The sequence below is a fragment of the Streptomyces olivochromogenes genome, from assembly GCF_001514115.1.
In the GTDB taxonomy this organism is placed as follows: Bacteria; Actinomycetota; Actinomycetes; order Streptomycetales; family Streptomycetaceae; genus Streptomyces; species Streptomyces olivochromogenes.
In genome coordinates, this window is sequence record NZ_KQ948455.1 from 455,598 (window position 1) to 471,828 (window position 16,231).

Genomic DNA, 16,231 nt, shown 5'->3' on the forward strand with positions numbered 1-16,231 from the left:
CGTTTACGTGCTAGCGTCAGAGCAGGAAACGGGGACTGGTCCCCGTTGGTGGGGAGGGTGGACGTGGCGGATACGGCGCTGGTGTTGGGCGGGGGCGGCCTGACCGCGTACGCATGGCAGGTCGGCATGCTGGCGGGGCTGGCCGACGCGGGGCTGGACCTCGGCGGCGCTGACGTGCTCGCCGGCACGTCGGCCGGCTCGCTGCTCGCCGTGGAACTGGCCGCAGGAGCGGCGCCCGCCGACTTGTACGAGGTACAGGTCGCCCGGAAGCGAGCCATGATGGAGGTGGACTTCACCTTCTTCATGACGGTCAAGTACCTGTGGGCGGCGCTCGGTTCGCGCGATCCGGCGACCGTGGTCAAGCGGCTGGGCCGGCTCTCCCTGAACGTGCGCGATGTGACGGAGGCCGACCTCTTCGACGCGATCCGCCCTCAACTGCCGGTTCAGGACTGGCCGAAGCGGCCCGTGCGGCTGTTCGCGGTGGATGCGCTCACCGGTGAACCGACCGGCTTCAGCGCCGACAGCGGCGTCGACCTGGTGACGGCGATGTCGGCCACGTGTGCACTGCCACCGCTGTTCCCGCCGATCACGATCGGGGCGGGCCGCTGGATGGACGGGGGCGTACGCTCCACGACCAATGCCGACTTGGCGCACGACAGCCGACGGGTTGTGGTCCTGGCCCCGATCCCCGACGTGCCGGGCGCGACCCAGAGCGCCTTCGATCAGGTGGCCTCCCTCGAGGCGGGCGGTACCCGGGCCGCCCTGCTGGTCCCGGACCGAGCGGCCCGCCGCGCCTTCGGCCGCAAGCCTCTGGACGCGTCCCGCATTCCGGGCGCGGCCCAGGCGGGCCTACGCCAGGCGGCCGAGTACGCCGAAGAGGTCCGAGCCGTCTGGCACGGCTGAGCCTCGACGGAGTTCGAGATCCGGGTCGGGAGACTGCGATCACTCGAAGCCAACTGGGGCTCGGAGCCGCACGATTGCGGAACGTGGAAGCCGAGCCGGGTGCCACACCCACTGAACTCACCGCGACCGTACGGGAGTTATCACCTCGGCCACGTCGCCACACCTCTCCGCCACCCCACCTCCCCTACGACGGTGACGCCTCGTCGCGAAGGCATGTGACCCCACGATCCCTGGCCCCGTGTCGCTGTGTTTCCGGTCGCTGCACGGGCGCCCCGGGCATAGGCTGGGCGTACCGAATGCGGCCATGCGGCCGCCGACGAGACCACTTTGTCGCCGGTGGCTGTCTGGCCACGGCATGAGTCGGCGGTGCGGCTCGCTTCCGTGGCAGCCGTGCTCCACGCCGACATTCCCCAGCAGGCTTCTCGCCGCTGCTGTTTTCTGTGCGACCAGGGAGTCGCGATGAAGAACTCCACTCTGCTGCACCGTCGCGCCGCGACCATCGTCGCGGCGGCGCTGTTGACCGGTGGCACGATACTGACGACGGGTGTTTCCGCCCTGACGACGGGTGCTTCCGCGACCGTCTCCGAGGTCAGCCCCTCCGATCAACAAGCCATCGTCTCCGAGACCAACAGTGTGCGCCAACAGGCCGGCCAGTCACCATTGACCTGGGACGACTCGCTCGCCAAGGCAGCCCAGGACTGGGCCGACAACCCGGAATCCACCGCGGGCGGCAGCCTGCACCACGGCCCGATGAGCAACGCCGCCGAAAACATATCCTCCTCTTCGGCGACCCAGGCCACGGGGCAATGGGCCGCGGAGAAGAGCGCCTACGACGCCGACCCCAACCACGACACCGACAGCCCCGGTTACAAGAAGTGGGGTCACTACTACAACATGATCAGCGAGAGGTACGGGAAGATCGGCTGCGGCACCAAGAGCGGCGTTCCCACCGGCTCGATCACGGTGTGCCAGTACGCGCCCTGACGCTGTGTGCGGCAGTCGTGAAGACACATGTCGCCCAGATTCAGTGCTCGCGGAGGCCGCCGCATTCAGCCGGGTAAAGACCACCATTCTTGACCTGCCCCGGAGGGTGGCGGTGAACGCGGTCGCCGACGGCTGAGGGGATCGGCCTCGCATGTCGCGGTGTTACGCGATGTGCGGATTGCCGTTCGAGGCGCCGAGGCCTCCATCGACGCGGATATGAGCCCCGTTCACGTAACTCGCCGCCGAACCGGCCAGAAACGTGATGACGGAAGCCGCCTCGGCAGGCTCGCCGAAGCGTTGCATGGGTACACGGTTGAGCGCGGCGGCGACGATCTCATCGTTCTGCAGGAATCCCGCAGTCATGTCTGTGGAGATCATGCTGGGATGGACGGCGTTCACCCGCACGCCTTCCGCGCCGTGGTCGAGCGCCATCGCGTTGGTCAGGTTGGTCACCGCGCCCTTGGCGGCGTCGTAGGCGGCCAGGCCCCAGTCACCGCCGAGCCCGGATACCGAACCGACATTGACGATGCTGCCGCCCACGGCACGCAGATGCGGAAGTGCGGCCCTGGAGGCGAAGAAGACTCCGTCGAGATCGGTGGACATGACACGTCGCCAGCCCGTCGCATCGATGTCGGACACGGTGCCCAACGGCTCGCACGTCGCGGCATTGTTGACCAGAGTGTCCAACCGGCCGTGGTCGTGAGCCACGGCATCCACCAGCCTGGTGATCTCTTCCTCGTCCGAGACGTCACCGACCCGGGCGATCAGGGTCGAGCCCGTTGGCGCGTCGGACACCACTTTGTCCAGCTTCGCCCGTGTCCGGCCGATGACCACCACCGTGGCGCCCTCGGCGGCGAAGCGGTGAGCGGTGGCCGCGCCGATGCCCGATCCGCCGCCGGTGACGATGACGACCTTGCCCGTGAACTTGTCCTCAGCCATCGGAAATCCCCAACTCCTCATGCACGAAAAAGATGTCGTCGCCCGTGCGTCGGCACGGGCGGAAGAAGCGAACGTTCGCGAACAGTGGTCGGCTCGCCATCAGCCATGGCCGGACCGCGGTAGGGACCCGCAGGTCCCCGACCCTGCTCACGGCCAACAGCGCGGCGTCCTGGACGGCGTCCTCCGCGTCCGTCGGCCGGCCGAGGGCCGAGCGCGACGGCCGTCATCTCAGCGCGATGCCGGACCGCCGTGCCCCGGACTGGGCATGCCAGAGGGAACAGCAGCCGGGTTCCTCCGACATCCGCACCGGCCGCAACGGGGCGAGCCGAGCGACCCCGGGCCGGGCGGCAGGGGTTACGGCAGGGCGCCGGTCTGACGCAGCAGGTTCACCGTGTCGGCGACGGCCCAGTGCTCGAACAGCTGCCCGTCCCGGTAGCGGAAGAGGTCCATCACCCTGAATTCGACCCGAGTGCCCGACGGCGGGATGCCGAACCACGAGCCGGTGTGCGTGGCGCGGAAAACCTTGTGGGTGGCTACGAGATCTCCGTCGCCGACGCAGTGCAGGACCTCGACCCGCAGGTTGGAGAAGGCCTCGTGCAGGGCCGCCATGGTCTCGCGCACCCCGTCCCTGTCATCACGCTGTCCCGGCTCGACGGTGTGGTTTCGGAAGCCGGGATGGACGAGCTCGTCGATCAGGCCGAGGTGTCCCTTCTCCTGCACCTGCTCGACGAAGTACCGCATGTGGTCCGCGTGGGAATCCTGTCCCGTCACGCCGCCACCGCCTTTCTGCATGCGACCGTTGACCGTTGTGACAGGCCGTGATCCGGCCCGTGTGAGAGTCCACCGCAGCGCACATCGCGGTCCACGAAGATGCGGAAACTGCAAAACTGCCGGCCATGGCAACCCTCTCGGCGATCCCCCAGCGCCATCAGATAGCGCAACTGCTCCCGGAGATCGGCCCCCGGATGCGCGTGCTTCGCCGGGCCGCCGGGCTGACGCTGCAGCAGGTGGCCGCTCTGACCGGCATCGGCGTATCCACGCTCTCGCGCTTGGAAGGCGGGCGGCGTCAGCCCTCGCTCGACCTGCTGGTCCCGCTGGCCGCCGTCTACGGGACTCCCCTCGAACAAATGGTCTCGGTGGTGGAGCACGCGGGGGAGCCACCGGTCGTGCACTCGCCGCGACGGCGCCGCGGTATCGACGCGCAACGGCTCTCCCACCACACAGGCGGTATCCAGGCGTACCGGCTCATCCTGCCCCCGCACGAAACGCCCGATCAACGCCGTCACGACGGCTACGCGTGGATGTGTGTCCTGGCCGGCGAGGTCCAGCTCGCCCTGGCCGACACCAGCCTCGATCTCGGTCCCGGCGACGCGGCCGAACTGGACACCCAGATTCCCCATTGGTTCGGCGCAGCCGGCGAAAAGCCGGCCGAAGTGCTCTACCTGGCAGGCGGCGACGGACTCCGCGTCCGCCTGCAGACCCGTGCGACGAGCCGCCCGGCCGATCCGCTCCCGCCCACGAACGAGAGATCGCCGCGGCAGTAATAAAGCTGCGCACCAGCCTCACCGACCTGCGATCGGCATCGTCGGCGTGGAGCCGACGCGTGCCACGGGAACAGCGGCACCGTCCACCACGCATGTCCCAGCACCCCTGCCCGCTGCAGCCCCCTCGCCGATCTGGCCAAGGCCCGTGCAGTGCTGGACTCGCTGAAACTCAAGCTCGATCGCACGGCCGCGGCAGCCGAAACCGTGCGGCGTAAACGGCGGACGCTCGTCAACGCCGCCAATTGCGCGGTCGACCTGGGGGAGCTGCGCGAAAACCCGATCACAGCCGCCCGCCGGCAGAAACCGAAGGTCTCCGGCGCCGACCGCGAGCACGCCGGTAGCCGCCCACGTAGGAAACGGCCGCCAGGAGATTGCGAGCCTGCTCAGGGTCCGCGATCTCTTCGCTGCGATGTACTTCGGCGGTCTCCGGCCGGCTGAAGCGACCGGCCTCGTCGAGACGGACTTGGTTCTGCCTCCCCAGGGCCGGGGATCAGCTCTGCTCCACCGAACGCGGCCGTCGGTCGGAAGGCAATGGACGGACTCGGGGGAGACCCAAGACGACCACGGTCTGAAGAACCGGCCCGCTGAGGACGTCCGGCGTGGCAGGAGGCCCGGCTCCTGGCCCTTCCACCGGCCGTCGTGACGCCGCCGCTCGCGAGCCGCCCGCACGACCTTCGTCACTCGGCGGTGTCGACGTGGCTCAACGCCGGCGTCGACCCTACCGAGGTGGCCGAGCGCGCCGGCAATAGCGTCGAGGTCTCCGTACCCACCGGCCTCCCATCCGCCCTCGGTCTGCGCCACCGCCCTCGGTCTGCGCCACCGCCCTCGGCCTGCGCCACCGCCGCTGGTGCGCCCGCCGGCGTGCGGCCGCGCATACCCGCTGGGACGCGTCGAAAGTCATGGCTGTCGCGTCGATACCCGGCTGCCGGTCCTGCCTTTGCCGCGAATGACAGGTTGCGACCTCGCGGAAAACTGCTCACTGTTGCTTAAAGTGATCAATTGATCACTCAATGCGATCTGGAGAAGAGATGCTCAGACGTCAACTCAGCGCTGTGGCCTTGGCTATGCCGATTGTGGCTGTGCTCGGCATGGGAAGCGTGGCAAACGCGGAACCCCAGGTATCCATCCCGTGTGATGTCAACGCGCTCAACAACGCGATCGTCGCCGCGAACAACAACACCGGACCGCACACCATCCGGCTCGCGACCAAATGCGTCTACAACGTCACCACTCCAGCGTCGACCGGAGGGCTCGGCGCCAACGCCCTGCCGCAGATCACGGGCACCGTCACCCTGCTGGGTCACAACACCACCATCCGACGGGACCCCGACGCCTCCGATGCCTTCCGCATCGCGGAGATCGACGGCCCCAATGGGCGCCTGACCGTCGACGGTGTCACGGCGACCGGTGGCGGTTACCTCGAATACGCCGGCACCTACCTGCCCACCGACGGAGCGACGCTCATCCTCCGGCACAGCACGGTCACCAACAGCACGGCGAACCAAGGGGGCGCCATTTACGTCAACCAGGGCAGCACCCTCGAAGTCCATGACAGCGTCCTGCGGGACAGCGCGGCACAGCGGGGAGGCGCCATCTACAACGATCCGCGCAGCACCACCCTGCTCGACAACACCAAAGTGGAGCGGAATCAGGCTACGCAACTTGGGGGTGGCATCTTCACCGCCGGGGCCTCTCTCACCATCAAGAAGTCGTACATCGGCGCCAATCGCGCCTTCGAGCAGGGCGGCGGAATCTACAACGACCGCGCCCCGATGGACATCTCCTCGACGACCATCGCCGACAATCGTGCCGGCCAGTTGGGTGGCGGTATCGCCAATTACGGCAGCAGTACGCTCACGAAAACAGTGGTGCAGCACAACAGTGCGCTCAACGGCGGCGGTATCTGGCAAGCGCCGTCCCCAAGCGTCCTGAACCTCGTCAACAGCCGGATCGTCGACAACACCCCCAACAACTGCCGGCCCATCAGCTCGGTGCCCCGCTGTACGTCCTGACCGCGGAGCGGGTCCCCGACGTAGAGCCGCCTCGGGCTTCTTACGCCTGCACATACGCGAAGACCCCGGCCTCAGCGTTTCCGCTGGTGACGGGGTCTTCGGGCACCTCACACAGGGTGTCCCAGGCAGGATTCGAACCTGCCCACTCGGCTCCGGAGGGCAAGCCGTTCACGTCGCAGTTCCGCCCTTTGAACTGCAAGAACGTCGCCGCATGGACTCGGGGGAGGCGCGTTCACCCGCTACTCACTCGGAGAGACTCCGAGGAGCCCTACCGCCTCGGTATGTGGCCTGCGTGCGTCGTTCGTCCCTCAACTTTGTGCCCCGTGGCTCGAACAGCGCTCTACCTACCACTGTTTTACCCCGTCACCCTGTCAAGAGGGACTAGCACCACAACTGGCTGAGTGTGGGGAGCGCTTGGGGGTGGCTGGTGGCCTACGTTCCTATTCTGAAGGGCAAAGCGGGCGAGTTTCTGGCGCTGGGACACGTCACAGCGGAGGTGCAGGCTCAGCTCCGTTCCGTGATGGAGATCGTGCCGGACTTGGAGCTCCGGGACTTGCTGGAGACCTTCTGCGAGCACGCGATGGAGCACGTGCCAGACGGCATGATTCTCACAGTTGACTGTGGCGCGTTGCCTCCCGTCCGCGTGCTCAGAGGGGACGTGGGTCGGCCCCTTGTAAGAGTTGGCGAGTCTCTGGGGCTCCGGGGCGTCGCCATGTGCCCAGTCTTCAGGTGCTCCGACACTGATGAAGGGTTGGCAGAGGTGGCAGCGGTTTCCGCGGTCCACCTGCGCGGGGCATGCCTGTGTATATCTGCGGCGGAGGACCTCGGCGATTCGATCCCCTGCGGAGATCAGATGCGGGACCTTCTTCGAGCAGTACGGCTGGCTCCAGACGAAGTCGATCTGCTGGTCGATGCCGGCCCAGTGCACTCGGATCGGGCCAGGGAACTCCCGGCCGAAGCGACCACTGAAGCCCTGTGATCACGGTTTGGTCCGTCGCCCCCAGTCCACTCCTATGGCTGAGTACGTCCAGCGTGGGAAGCGACTGGACCGATCTTCTCGCCGAGACGTTTTCGGCGTCTCATCGGGCAGGTCGTTCGGGGATCTTCGGAAGAACCTTCTCGGCGATGTCGAGGAGAGCGCTGTCGTTCGGGAGGGCTCCGGACGTGCTCCACACGGTGATTTCGCAGTAGCCGCCTCGGTCATTACGGTCCAGGGCCACGGACAGCGTCCTGGCCAGGGGGCCTTCTTCGACCGGTCCGCCGGATCCGCCACTCCCGAGATTGATCTCGAACTTCATGGTGTGATCCGAAAAGAGGACCGCGGGCCGACCGAGAACCGTAAGCGTCTTGATGTCCCTCTCATTCCCGAACTTCATCAGCTTCACGTACTGGTGGGTCGTCAGCTCGTTGTAAGTGGCCGAGACATTCACGGTGTACGTCTCGAACGTGACCTCGACCTCCGGTTGGGCGACCTTCCCATCAGTCAGAGGAGCGGTGTTGTTGTTGCTGGAAACAGTGGTCGCGGTCTCTTCAGGCGTTCCAAGGAGCTTGGCCAGGTCCGGCCGGTTGAGCGCCTTGCACAGCTCTTCACCGGTCACAGGCTGGGGCGTGTCCGTGTAGGCCTTCGGAAGCTCCTCGTGCGTCTCGTCCGAACACGAGGCAGGCTTCGGGGTGTTGTCGTCGGACGGCATGAAGCGGGGGCCCAGCCACAGCGTGGCCGCGAGTGCCCCGAACACTGCCACGGCCGCGAAGGCCTGGCCCCATGCGTTGTGCTCCTTCTCCGGAGTGTTCGGGCTGGGACGCGGCCCGGCCCCGGCCTGGGGCTGGGCCTGGGCCTGAGGCTGGGTGGCAGCATCGACTGCCGCCCCGTCTGCGGAGGCTGTCGGACTCGGGTTCCGGCGTGCGCGCAGGGCCCGGATCACCGCGTAGACGCGTATTGCGGTGAACACGAGGAACACCACGCCGAGACCGGCCGCGACCCGATCGTGATCGCGGACGGCGAGATACATGATGCGTACGCCGAGAACAGACCCGACCGCGATGAGCAGGGGCTCACGGACCCAGAACGGCAGGAGACGGAGGAGGAAACCGAGCATCTGGCGATCTCACCAGGACAAGATCACATTCGCCATGATGGAAGCCACAATTCCGGGCACGTGCAGGGCCTGCCGAAGCAAAAGACGCCAAGCCGACGATCCCGAGATCGGCTATCGGGACGACAGCGGGTGCCAGGGCTGAGCCAAAGCTGCCTGATGTTCTGGACCACCCCACTGCCCTGAGCCCGCACACCCACGGCACGCCCGTGCCCCGCTGTCCGCTACCGGCCAGGTTCCTGAAACCCACTCGCTGCTCACTCGCGATCAGTGCGTAACCATGACAAAGAGCCGGGCCCAGTAGGACTGGATCCGGCTCTTAATGTCTGGCACTTCGGCTGGTCAGCGGGTCGATCACGCTGGTCCGGCCTCTGTGCCCCCGGCAGGATTCAAACCTGCGCACACGGCTCCGGAGGGCGCTTGCTTCGTCGACAAAGTGGCAGGTCACGGCCTTGCATGAGTTCAACCGGGTGTATCCAAGTCCACAGATAGTCCACAGACCCGGGGACCTTCCCGATTGCCGACTGAGCATCCAGACTGTGCATATCGACGATCGACCAACGCCTGGCGCCCTGTCTCCGAATCGCCACTCCGTCCTCGAAGACGCCTTGGCACTGTTCGAGGCGGACTTCTTTCGGATGACCTCATTCATCGGCAGGTTGGCCAACTCGCCATCCTGTACCTACAAGTCTTTAGCGAGTACGTCGAGCTGATGGCGGAGGTGGATAGACCTTCCCGCGGCCACACGAGACCGGATCACCCCATACATAGGGAGCGGGCACACGAAGGGCTCTCGCGCTTCAAGGAGGTTCTGGGCCTCGACGATGACTGAAGATGTCACCATGGTGGTGCTTCCTGGGCACACAGAGTAGCGTAGACGCCCAGTGCGTCCAGGGGGGACAGCTTGAACACCGCCTTATGCAGCCAGCCGGACTGCCGGAACATGGCCCGAGCAACGCCGTATCCTCAGGGTTACCTGTGTCGGCGATGCCACCAGAAGGTGCAGGATGCCGCGGCACCTCCGGCTCAGCAGCAATCACGTCCCAAGTCCCGACACCAGCGGGCTCGGGAACGGGTGCAGCGACAAAGCGACCAGGCTGCTGAGCAGCGCACCTCGTGGCTGGAACAGAAGGCAGCCGCTCAGGAGGCACAGCGTCCCCGGCATCGCATCGTGCAGGCCAAGCCTGCGATCGAAGGCAAAGCGCTTAAGCCGCCAGGCCCACTCGCCGATCTGACCCCCATGTGGTGGGAGTTCAACGGGTAGTCCGCACTGGCGTGCCGACGCATGAGGTAGCCAGTGCACGCGTTAGCCGGAGTATTCCGCCACCGTCCCGCTCCGTTGCGCCTCCCTGGCGTTTGGCCGGGGACGGGGGGCGGCAGCAACAGACGTCCAGAGACCCGCAGGCGCGGTCGACGTCGCCGCGATTGTGGTGCTGACGCATGCTCACGGTCGCTGGTCGCGTTCGCGGTGATGCCTGACATGGATCACGCTTTGATCACGCAATCTCCACATCACCTTCGCGGTATGCATGATGATCCACACGACCGTTAACCAGTCATGCTTTATCTCCGGAGGGGCCACGTCAGCGACGTGCGCGAGTGCGGCGTCCCAGAGGTCTTTGGTAACCAACTCTCTTAGAAACACGTACAGTTCTGCACGATTCTCGGTGGTGTCCGGGGGGTACTGGGCGCCGCGAAGGACTTCTAGTGGGCGTGGTCCGGTGGGCACTGTCAGCCGCGAGCGGGGTTAGATATGAGCGGGAAGGACTCGGACGATCTACCGTCCCCTGGTAGCCAACTCTTCATCGACGGAGGGATGGCTACCGTCGTCGCGGCTACCGGTGCTGGCGATGGCGTCGACCTCGTCGTGCGCCGCAGCGATGGCACACTCACCGACGTTGCGCTGAGCCTTGCTGAATTGCATGCGGCTGTCGTGCCTGTCAATGATGCCGATGGTGATCCTGCCCGGGCGCTGGCCGCACTGTGGGGCCGGTGGATGCAGTACGCCGTCCCCCGTATCCGTTCTGCTGTCCTTGCCACGCGCCCGCTGCGGCCGTATGCGCACCAGGACGAGGCCGTATTCAGCCACATGCTGGCCCAGCCACGCCTGCGATTCCTGCTCGCCGATGAACCGGGCACCGGCAAGACGATCATGACAGGTATGTACATCGCCGAGGGTACGCGGCGAGGCTTGATACCTGGCAGAACGGTGATCATCGTACCCGCGCACCTCGTGGAGAAGTGGAAGCGGGACTTGCGCCGCTACTTCGCGATTGAGGCGGCCACGGTCACTCCTGACGTGGCCAGGGACCCTCGTGACCTCGACCCGCGCGTCAGCGTGTGGGTTGTGAGTGTGGACCTGTACACCTACAACACGGACGTTCGGCGCAAGATCTCCGGGGCCCGGGCATCGTGGTCGCTCACGGTCTTTGATGAGGCGCACCGACTGACGCCTACTTCTCAGTACCTCGGCGCCGCAAGGGATGTGGCGAGCCGCACCCACCACTTCCTGCTGCTGACCGCAACGCCGCACCGGGGCAAGGAGCACTACTTCCGTGGCCTGCTCAGCCTCCTCGACCCCACGCTGTACCCCTGGGACCCGCGACAGACCGAGTACGACAATGCGCTGAGGCCCTCGACATTGTCCTTTTTGCGGAGGATGAAGGAGGAGCTGAAGGACTTCGAGGGGAATGATCTCTTCCCGCCTCGGTACGCCGAGACTGTGTCGGTCGACCTCAGCGGCCCCGAACTCGCGGCCTACACCGCGGTGATGGACTACGTCGACACTTACTACGGCGAGAACGCAACCCTGGCCCGCTCGATCTACGGCAAGCGAGCCGCCTCTGCACTGGTGGCCGCTGCCGCCACGATCGCGCGGCGGCACGAGGCCCTCAAGGGCCCAGCGTCCGGCCGAGTCGACGGCCCCATACCTGACGAGTTCGCTCAGGGTGACGGTTCAGTAAACCTTGCCGTCGAGGACGACGAGGTATGGGAGCGCGCCGAGGACATCGTCGTCAATGCTCGCAGCCGCAGCAAGAGCGAAGAGCTCACGGCGATTGACGGGGTCATCGCGACCATTCGACTGGCCACGACCGCTGGCCCGTCCACGAAGTGGCTCCGCACCCAGAAGCTTCTCACCCACCACGGCATCGCTCCGGGGCAAGGCCAGCTGCTCATCTTTACCGAGTTCGCCGACACTGCCCGCTGGCTCGCCAGTCAGTTCACCCACGACGGGTATAGCGTCGAGACCCTCGAGGGTGCAGTCAGGCACCATGAGCGCGACCAGCTCCAGCAGCGGTTTCTCGCCGGTGAGTTCCAGGTCCTCGTCTCCACCGACGCCGGCGGCGAGGGCATCGACCTGCAGTCCGCCCACGTCATGGTCAACTGGGACATTCCGTGGTCCCTTGTCCGCCTCGAACAGCGCATGGGTCGATTGCACCGTATCGGCCAGACCAAGCCGGTGCACATCTACCACCTCGTTGCGCCCGATACCCGTGAGGGCCGGGTCCAGGAGGTCATGCTCGGCAACCTGGAGGCCGCCGGAGAAGCGCTCGACGGACGGATCTTCGATCTGCTCGACGCGACCGCCGCCCGTGCTGGCTTCGACTACACCCGCGCGCTCATCGACGCTCAAGCCGGTCAGGCCGTCACGGTTCCCGATACAGCCGAGTTGTTGTCCAAGGCGCAGGAGTTGGTCAGCGACGAGGACCGGCTTCACACGCCCGCCAACACCGAGGCCGCGCTCGACCGGTTCCGTAGCGATCGCCTCGAGGCGATCAACCCCGTCATAGTTGACGGCTTCGTCGACCAGCTCGCCCGTGCCGAGCAGTGGCGCCTCGGCCCGGGGCCGGCCAAGGGCATCCGCCGGGTCAACTCGGCCCGGCTGCTGCCGCCAACCCTCGGCGGTGAGCACGAGGCGCTGGTCGCTGCTGACGGTTCTTCCGTTCGGCAGGCGATCAATGACGGCTCTCAGGGGCTGGACGACGTCATCGTGCTTGGGCCTACCGAAGAGTCGTTCGCCGAACTGACCGACCTTGCGCTGCGTACCGGTGAGAGCGAGCTCATCCGGGGCACGGTCCTCAGCGACCCCGCGTCGCTGACGAACTACACCGTCCTGGTCTACGACGCCGAGGTCGAGGTACACGACGGCGTCCGCCGGCAGCGGCGAAAGTCCCCGGTCCTCATCCGGTACTCCGGCGCCGGAGCATTCGAGAGCGCTTGGGAGTCCCTCATGTTGCTCCGGCCGACCGGAGCCAGCCATGTCGCGCCGCCCCTGTCGCCAGCGCTGAGGCACGACAGCGAACTGGAAGCCCGCGCTGCGCTCACGCGCGAGGTCGTCCGCGCGCGGGCGGAGCGGGAGGCGTGGGTCGACAAGGCGCGCCAGCAGCTTGACCAGGTCGAGTACCGCTACATGGACGAGCTCGAGGATCTGCCCGCCACCGAACGGCGTGAGCGGATGTCTCGCTTCGAGGAGCTCAAGCGCCACCGTCTCGCGCAGCTCGATGACATCAACAAGGTCGGGCAGAGCGCTCCCCGCTTGGTCGGTTGGGCACACGTCATCGGTGAGGCCCGTGCCGATCAGCTCGGCTACGACCCGGACAGCGAGGCGGTCGCGGTGGCCACCGTTCTGGCCGAGCTGGACCGGCTTGGTTTCGACGTGGACGACCGTCAGACCGCTGGCGTCGGCTACGACCTGCTCGCCCGGCACCGCACGACCCGAGAACAACGCCTCGTTGAGGTCAAGGGCTTCCACGCAGGCTTGGAGCCGGTGTGGCTGGAGCAGCACGAGTGGGCTCAGGCGCAGCAGCGCGGCCAGGACTACTGGCTCTACGTCGTTGCCGATTGCGCCATATCGCCGACAGTCCTCGTCCGCGCCCAGGACCCGGCTGGGTTGCTAGCCACCGGGCCACGGCGCATCGAGCGGTTTCAGATCAAGGTTGCCGACCTACGTCGGCTGATGGGAGAGCATCGGTGACCACCACCACCCAAGCGCCGTCGACTGGCGCAACGGCCAACGCGGATCCCGCCAGTGACGTACGCAGCCGCCTGATCGACCACTGGTTCCCGTGCTCCTCGGTTGACGCTGCCGTCGGCACTCCGGCGGGATCCGGCCGGAGCGAGAAGGCGCTCTTCACCTGGTTCGCTTCTCGCCCTATCGCGCAGGCCCGTGCCGCCGTACTTACCACCCTGCTACCTGACCGCGATGACCTTCACGCAGATGTCCGACTGGCCGTAGAGGCGGGCAGCAGCGTTGCGCTGGGTCGACTTCGCGAAGCCATCGCGGAGGAGTACCCCTCCGGTCGCCCCGTCGTACTCGATATCTTCAGTGGCCGAGGCATCATCCCCCTCGAAGCAGCGCGCCTCGGCGCGACCGCTGTCGGAACGGACCTCAGCCCGGTCGCAACGCTGGGTGGGCGCCTCCTTGCCGACTACCCGCTGCGCGACTGGTCGACTGAGGCTGCTGTTCCCTTCGCCAGTGGAGCCGAGCCGGAAGACAGACTCTTCAGCGACGATGAGCCGCGGCTGCTGCGCGATGTCCGCGCCGTACTCGCTGAAGTGAACAAGCGTGTGGCCAAGGCTGTCGCGCCCTACTACCCGACCGATAGCCGCGGCAAGGTGCCCTGGGCGTATCTGTGGGCCGTCAGCATCCCCTGTGACCAGTGCCGCCGGCGCTTCCCGCTCATCGGCGGCATGCGGCTGCAGTTTCCGTCTGGGCGTGAGGGGGACTACGGGCAGTCGCTCGAACTCGTCATCGACGGGGACCGGTGGCGTCCCCAGGTCGTGGACGGAGACCCCGCCCAGCAGCCGACGTTCTCGGCCGCGGCGGGCCGCAAGGGCAAGAGTGCTCGCTGCCCGTTTCCGTCCTGCGGACACGTCCACACGCTCGACACTGTCAAGGCGAAGGGTTTCGGTGGTCAGTATGAGGACGAACTCCTCGCCGTCGGTGAGGAGAACGAGGGGGTCGGCAAGACCTTCCGCGCCCCGACGGCTGACGAGATTACAGCCGCGAAGTCCGTCGACCTTGCCCAGCTCGACAGCTTCGGCCCCTTCACTGCTGTTCCAGACGAGGCGATCCCGCCTGGCAATCAAGACACAATCCGGGCCAGTGGCTACGGCTACCGCACCTACGGCGCCCTCATGAACGACCGACAGGCCCTTCTCTTCACCGAGACAGTCCGCGCCATTCGGGGCATTCGTACCGACCTTTTGGCTGCGCGACTCACCACCGACTACGCGGACGCGCTCACGGCCTACGCGGCAGCAAACATGCAGCGACGACTTCGGCGCTCCACCCGAGGCGCAAAGCTCGCTGCCTTCGGTGGCAACGCCTCGCGCAAGGGCACGTGGGTCCAGGTCCACGACATCTTCGCGGACGAGAGCAAGGTGTCCTTCCAGTTCGACTACCTCGAGGCCGGGCCGGGCACCGGACCGGGCACCTGGGACAGCGTCTCTGACAGCGGCCTGCAGGCGCTGAAGAAGGTCATCCAGGGAAGCGATGCAGGACGGCCGGGCCGATTCCGCCGCGCCTCCGCGATAGCCCTGCCCTTCCGCGACGGGTCGGTGGATGCGGTCGTAACCGACCCGCCGTACTACAACATGATCGACTACGCCGACGCGTCGGATCTCTTTCACGTCTGGCTGAAGCGCTGCCTCTTCGACGTGTTCCCCGATCTTTTCGATGTTCCAGGGCTGCAGGACAAGACCGACGAGATCATCGTCAAGCGCGGCAATGCTCCGGGTGAGCACCGAACCCGCGACTTCTACGAGCAAATGCTCAGCCGTGCTTTCGGCGAGGCACGGCGCGTGCTGCGAGTGGACGGCCACCTCGTCGTTGTGTTCGGGCACTCCGACCCTGACGCGTGGCGACGGCTGCTCGGAGCCCTTCACGATGCCGGCTTCGTCGTCACGAGCTCGTGGCCGTCGAGGACCGAGACGGCCTCGACCGGGGTGGCGAGCATCAAGGTCACAGTCGCGATTGGCTGTCGCGTTGCCGCCGTGAACCGGCCGGTCGCTACCGCCGCTCAGGTCGACCGTGAGGTCGCCGAGCGAGTCAAGACCGCCGTACGGGAGTGGGACCGTGACGGCTTGGCCCTCAATGACCAGCTCATGGCCGCGTATGGGCCAGCGATGGAGGTCTTCGGCCGCTACGCCAAGATTCTCAAGCCCGACGGCAGCCAGGCCGAGCTCGACCGCTACCTCACGCTGGCGCGTACCGCGGTCCGCGACGCCACAGCGCTCAAGCTGGACGAGCTGCCACTTGAGACGTTTGACGCACCGACCCGGTTCGCCGTCTTCTGGCAGCGGCTCTTCGCACGGTCGGACGTTCCCAAGGGCGAGGCCCGATTTCAGGCGCAGGCGGACAACCTCCGCCTGGAGGATCTGCGCGGCGCGCTACTCACGGAGAGCAAGAGCGGCTACAAGTTGCGTCTCGACGCCCCGAGCGCCGTCAACGACAAGTCCTCCACGTTCGAGGTGGTCCGGGCTATGGCCGCCGCCTGGGACCAGGGCGCCACCGAAGGCGTTGCCGCTGTCGTCGCTGAGTCTGACCGGCAGCCCACTGACGCGCACCTGTGGGCCGTCGTCGGGGAGATCCTTGCCCAGCTGCCTCCCAGCGACACAGTGGCCAAGGCTCTCACCGCCGTTCAGCGCAACGCAGGCACCATCGCCAACCTTGCGCACCACGTCGCCACTGAGCTTGCTGCCAGCGAGCGCGACGACCAGCTCACCCTGCCGTTCACCACCAAGGAGTCCTGAG

10 protein-coding genes are annotated in these 16,231 nt (G+C 66.7%); 7 read left to right on the top strand and 3 right to left on the bottom strand.

Features of this window, described 5'->3' with window-relative positions; translation table 11 throughout:
• The first annotated feature begins 63 nt into the window (after window positions 1–63).
• Together AQJ27_RS17145 and AQJ27_RS17150 are read left to right on the top strand one after the other, a co-directional pair.
• A complete protein-coding gene (locus AQJ27_RS17145; protein WP_067369353.1) occupies window positions 64–903 on the top strand; it encodes a patatin-like phospholipase family protein in 840 nt (279 codons plus the stop codon).
• Between the two features lie 459 nt (window positions 904–1,362).
• Window positions 1,363–1,887: a CAP domain-containing protein gene (locus tag AQJ27_RS17150; protein ID WP_067368911.1), complete on the top strand. Its 525-nt coding sequence runs from the start codon at window positions 1,363–1,365 to the stop codon at window positions 1,885–1,887.
• Window positions 1,888–2,049: 162 nt separating this feature from the next.
• Here AQJ27_RS17150 and budC read toward each other — a convergent pair whose 3' ends face one another.
• Window positions 2,050–2,826 carry a meso-2,3-butanediol dehydrogenase gene (budC, locus tag AQJ27_RS17155; RefSeq protein WP_067368914.1) on the bottom strand — a complete coding sequence of 259 codons (777 nt, stop codon included), beginning with the start codon at window positions 2,824–2,826 and terminating at the stop codon, window positions 2,050–2,052.
• A gap of 354 nt (window positions 2,827–3,180) precedes the next feature.
• Window positions 3,181–3,597, bottom strand: coding sequence for an ester cyclase (locus AQJ27_RS17160; RefSeq protein WP_201264303.1), 417 nt, complete (start codon window positions 3,595–3,597; stop codon window positions 3,181–3,183).
• Between the two features lie 125 nt (window positions 3,598–3,722).
• On the opposite strand from AQJ27_RS17160, the gene AQJ27_RS17165 reads away from it, so the two are divergent.
• The 3 genes from AQJ27_RS17165 (at window position 3,723) to AQJ27_RS17175 (ending at window position 7,361) form a co-directional block, all read left to right on the top strand.
• A complete protein-coding gene (locus tag AQJ27_RS17165) occupies window positions 3,723–4,370 on the top strand; it encodes a helix-turn-helix domain-containing protein (RefSeq protein WP_067368920.1) in 648 nt (215 codons plus the stop codon).
• 1,028 nt (window positions 4,371–5,398) lie between these two features.
• A complete protein-coding gene (locus AQJ27_RS17170) occupies window positions 5,399–6,382 on the top strand; it encodes a hypothetical protein (RefSeq protein WP_235613527.1) in 984 nt (327 codons plus the stop codon).
• Between the two features lie 427 nt (window positions 6,383–6,809).
• The gene (locus AQJ27_RS17175; RefSeq protein ID WP_235613528.1) at window positions 6,810–7,361 is read left to right on the top strand and encodes a beta family protein; all 552 of its coding nucleotides are present in this window, start codon (window positions 6,810–6,812) and stop codon (window positions 7,359–7,361) included.
• Between the two features lie 100 nt (window positions 7,362–7,461).
• Here the strand turns inward: AQJ27_RS17175 and AQJ27_RS17180 are convergent, their stop codons facing one another.
• Complete coding sequence (locus AQJ27_RS17180) at window positions 7,462–8,478, bottom strand: DUF6215 domain-containing protein (protein ID WP_067368926.1); 1,017 nt, start codon at window positions 8,476–8,478, stop codon at window positions 7,462–7,464.
• Between the two features lie 1,813 nt (window positions 8,479–10,291).
• Here AQJ27_RS17180 and AQJ27_RS17190 point away from each other — a divergent pair.
• Both AQJ27_RS17190 and AQJ27_RS17195 read left to right on the top strand, forming a co-directional pair.
• Window positions 10,292–13,450: a helicase-related protein gene (locus AQJ27_RS17190; protein ID WP_159064363.1), complete on the top strand. Its 3,159-nt coding sequence runs from the start codon at window positions 10,292–10,294 to the stop codon at window positions 13,448–13,450.
• Entirely contained in the window at window positions 13,447–16,230 is a 2,784-nt protein-coding gene (locus tag AQJ27_RS17195; RefSeq protein WP_159064364.1) for a DUF1156 domain-containing protein, read from the top strand. The genes AQJ27_RS17190 and AQJ27_RS17195 overlap by 4 nt, the downstream gene beginning before the upstream one ends.
• Window position 16,231: the final 1 nt, after the last annotated feature.